Origin of the sequence: Acinetobacter sp. RF14B, assembly GCF_006864105.1 — a bacterium.
Taxonomy (GTDB): Bacteria; Pseudomonadota; Gammaproteobacteria; order Pseudomonadales; family Moraxellaceae; genus Acinetobacter; species Acinetobacter lwoffii_C.
The window spans coordinates 1-2623 of record NZ_SMTB01000164.1; the positions used below are offsets into that span (position 1 = coordinate 1).

General features: G+C 45.9%; 3 protein-coding genes and 1 pseudogene. 1 reads left to right on the forward strand and 3 read right to left on the reverse strand.

What is annotated here, in order from left to right; genetic code table 11:
• The 3 genes from E2K52_RS14075 to E2K52_RS14085 form a co-directional block, all read right to left on the reverse strand.
• Positions 1-734: NAD(P)-dependent oxidoreductase (locus tag E2K52_RS14075; protein WP_151205636.1), on the reverse strand; the 734-nt coding region annotated here is incomplete at its 3' end.
• 95 nt (positions 735-829) lie between these two features.
• Entirely contained in the window at positions 830-1021 is a 192-nt protein-coding gene (locus E2K52_RS14080; RefSeq protein WP_151205637.1) for a hypothetical protein, read from the reverse strand.
• 122 nt (positions 1022-1143) lie between these two features.
• On the reverse strand, positions 1144-2415 hold the full coding sequence (locus E2K52_RS14085) for a hypothetical protein (protein WP_151205638.1): 1272 nt from the start codon (positions 2413-2415) through the stop codon (positions 1144-1146).
• A gap of 113 nt (positions 2416-2528) precedes the next feature.
• Between E2K52_RS14085 and E2K52_RS14090 the strand changes: the two are divergent.
• Positions 2529-2623: pseudogene (locus E2K52_RS14090) on the forward strand (SAM-dependent methyltransferase); the annotation flags it as partial.

The following is a 2623-nucleotide window of genomic DNA, read 5'->3' on the forward strand; positions in this document are numbered from 1 at the left end:
TGTGCCAGTGCCTGTTCATCCACAATGCCACCGCGTGCACAGTTCAGCAAAAATGCACCGGGCTTCATCGCATCCAGCTCAGCATGACTGATTAAATGTCGGGTATCTTCAGTGAGCGGACAATGCAGACTGAGGAAATCTACCTGTGGCAAAAGCGCTGCAAATGGAATACGCGATTCATCCGCAGGACGACCAGGCAAGGCAGCAATCCGGATCTGCATGCCAAAGGCTTCGGCCAGTCGGGCGACCGCCTGGCCCAATTCACCATAACCTACAATTCCAAGCGTTTTTCCAGCCAGCTCAACAATCGGTGCATCCAGCAAACAGAACTGGGTAGATTTTTGCCATTCTCCCTGCTGTATCGCACGCTGATAGCTTAAAAATGAAGTGGCCAGATTCAGCATCAACATTAAGGTATGCTGTGCCACAGCCGAGGTTCCATACGCCTGACAGTTACATACCACAATACCGCGTGCCTTGGCCTCAGCCAGATCAACATTATTGGTACCGGTGGCTGAAATCAGAATGAGTTTAAGCTGGGGACACTGCCGGATCGTCTCGGCATTGATGACCACCTTATTGGTAATGATCACCTCGGCATCGGCCACACGCTCCAGCAGCACATCGGCAGAAGTCAGCGGATAAAGGGTCAGTGCATCAAAAGCGGCCCGAAGAGCCTGCATATCCAGATCTTGCTTGTCTAAGGATGTATAGTCCAGAAAAACGCCGTTCATATAAATTCCCTTGTTCCTGTTCGACAATAACCTCATGATTTAACCGCTATTGGCATACAAAGCAAGTTAGTGCTGGCGTTTCACTGCCTGTTTTTTTAGTCGAGCGGCTTATCGATATAATTACGCAAGGAAGTCCGCATTTTGCACATCACATAAATCGCCAGAATAATCACAAAAATAATAGATGCACTGAATAAAATAACTTTAGGATGCACACTTTCTGCATAGGCCAGATTTGGCAGCATCACAGTCAGGATCAAACCAATCTTCATCGGCATAGACTGCATTCTGTATCCCCTCTTTCTGTTTTCAGCTTCGGGAGTGGCAAGCCCCCCTAGCCTGCCACCTAAATACATCTTAAGCCACCTTAGCTTTATGTCAAATATTTGTTTTAGATTAACTTTTTTGGTTAATCCAGCTCATTTTTAGTCACAAACTGCACATTCTTGTCACTTGAATCCACAAAGCTGGCTGCGCCATATTCATTGGTACTCAAATTGAGCTGTTTATAGCTGAAGATATAAAAGTCTTCATAGCGCTTCATTAAAATCGGATGCATGCCCAGACTGAGCGTATCCTGTTCCTTGACCAATTTCATGATATGCCGGTCATTCATCACCACCAGATAGCGCTCATCATTCAGGCTAATCGTTAACAAGCCGTTGCCTTTGGCATAAATCGGAATCAGGAATTTATGGTTCAGTGCAATCGCGCCATCAGCATAGCTCTCAATTTTATTGCTGATCACATTAAACACCAGCCCATGACCATAAGCATCCAGCAATAGCTGACGGTTTTCCTGCGGCAGATTCAAATGAATCCCCAGTTTCAGCAGATCCTGCTGATCTACCTGTTTATTGCTGAGTAATTCCCGCAAAATGACCTGTTTCTGGGCCGCATCAAAAAACTGGGTATCCAGCAGCAGATCGTTATTTTTTAAAATGCGTCCCAAAGCCTGACGATGGCGCGGCAGGATATTTTCGATCACCTTACGATAATAGAACTTGCTGTTTTTCTTGACCTTGCGCATTTTCTGGTAAAAATAGCTGGCATCATAATCCCGTACCAGAAAGTCATAGAGCAACTCGGAACTGGCCAGCACAGCGATGGCATCATGGCCGGTAAAAGGCAAATGCAAGACATGGTGCTGTGGAATGACCGCCTGCAATTTCAGATAATGGGCACGGTCTTCGGCGCAATAAGGATCGTAGATAATAATATATTCACGCGCTGCACTGACATCTTCTACTTCAATCCGCATGCCCTGATTAAGCTCCGGCTGATAGAACATGTTATAACGGCGATCTTCGACATCTTGAGGATCAATCGAATATTGCGGCACCATGGCCACCACGCGCTGTACATCTAAGACATTGGAATATTTGATTGCCGCATAGCCGCCCATCGAGCCGCCATAGGCGATCCTCTGCTGGAAAGGTGCAATCAGCTCGGCAATAGCCTGCAACATGTTCCACATGGAACCTTGTGGAAACCAGGATTTATGCTTAGGCATAATACCGAGTACATTAAATTCAAATTTTGCCAAGGATTTCTCGGCATTGATACTCAGGCCCTTCGCACGGGTAATCAAATCTCCAAATGAAAAAATCAATTCTGAAGATGATCCCGGCATAAAAACCGCACGTATATGCTCATCTTCAAAAACAATCTGCTTATCCATAACTTTCCCGTGCTGGTTAATCGAACCCTTCGGCAACAATTCAGTCAATGAATGCGACCGAAAAAGTGAATATGCTATTTTATAACGATGAAAAAGATTAAAAAGCGCAAAATATGACACAATCATTACATCCTGCAGCGCAACAGGGGTTTAGTGCAGCGGCCGAGCTTTATCAGCAGGTCCGGCCTGACTATCCGGCAGATCTCAG

Bases quoted from the DNA above. Each gene is read 5' to 3' on its own strand.
- E2K52_RS14080 (WP_151205637.1), bottom strand. From the start codon at position 1,021: ATGCAGTCTATGCCGATGAAGATTGGTTTGATCCTGACTGTGATGCTG.
- E2K52_RS14085 (WP_151205638.1), bottom strand. From the start codon at position 2,415: ATGGATAAGCAGATTGTTTTTGAAGATGAGCATATACGTGCGGTTTTT.